Genomic DNA, 768 nt, shown 5'->3' on the forward strand with positions numbered 1-768 from the left:
GCGCGCCATCGGCCTTGCCTTTGCCGCGGGGCGTACGCAGCGCATCGAAAATCAACTTGGGTCATGACGTCCTCGAACCTGTGCGGTGAGTGAATTTCGTGGTTTCACTGTTATCCCGCGCCGTCGAGGATTCAATGACCACAGCGCTCAATGATGTTGACGCGCACGCTCAGACGGACGGTCATCCACCTTCAGGTGAACCGGTTCAGGTCGGCGAGTTGTCTAGCAAGCGGTCGGCGCAGAAGCTGGCAATACGCCTCATGTCTTTTTTATTGCCAGCAGCAGTAAATACATACGAAATGGATCTAAGCCGCGCGTGACGCGGGCTCTAAGGTAGTACATGTACGTCAGGGTCGTCGGGTTTTGCCGGGGCCGACGTTCTTCTACAGGAAGTGCAGCGTTTGCCGTCATGGATATGCAGGCAAACATCAGGAAATAACAATAAAGGCGGTCAAGCCATGTTCAAACAACCGAAAGTTCGTCAAGCCGGGCTCATTCTTTTCGCCACCACGCTGTTGCTGATTTTGCCGAACCTGACCAAGGTCATCGGCTGACTCGCCGGCCGGGTGCATTTCATTGCCATCAACAATGTGACTGGCCCGCTTCCCGGGCCAGCGTGGCTGTGCCAACCTTTGCGCACTCCTACGACATGGACGGCGATCATTTGAAAACGCTCATTGTGTTCTGGGCCCTGCTGCTAAGCATGCCCTTGTCTGCCGCACAGCTGGATCTGCAGCTCGGCGCAACCCGTCACACCTGGCAGCACCG

Annotated in this window: 1 pseudogene; it reads left to right on the forward strand. The window is 56.4% G+C overall.

Features of this window, described 5'->3' with window-relative positions:
* Positions 1-649: 649 nt before the first annotated feature.
* Positions 650-768: pseudogene (locus HT737_RS32125) on the forward strand (cytochrome c); the annotation flags it as partial.

The organism is Pseudomonas sp. MD195_PC81_125, from assembly GCF_014060985.1.
In the GTDB taxonomy this organism is placed as follows: Bacteria; Pseudomonadota; Gammaproteobacteria; order Pseudomonadales; family Pseudomonadaceae; genus Aquipseudomonas; species Aquipseudomonas parakoreensis.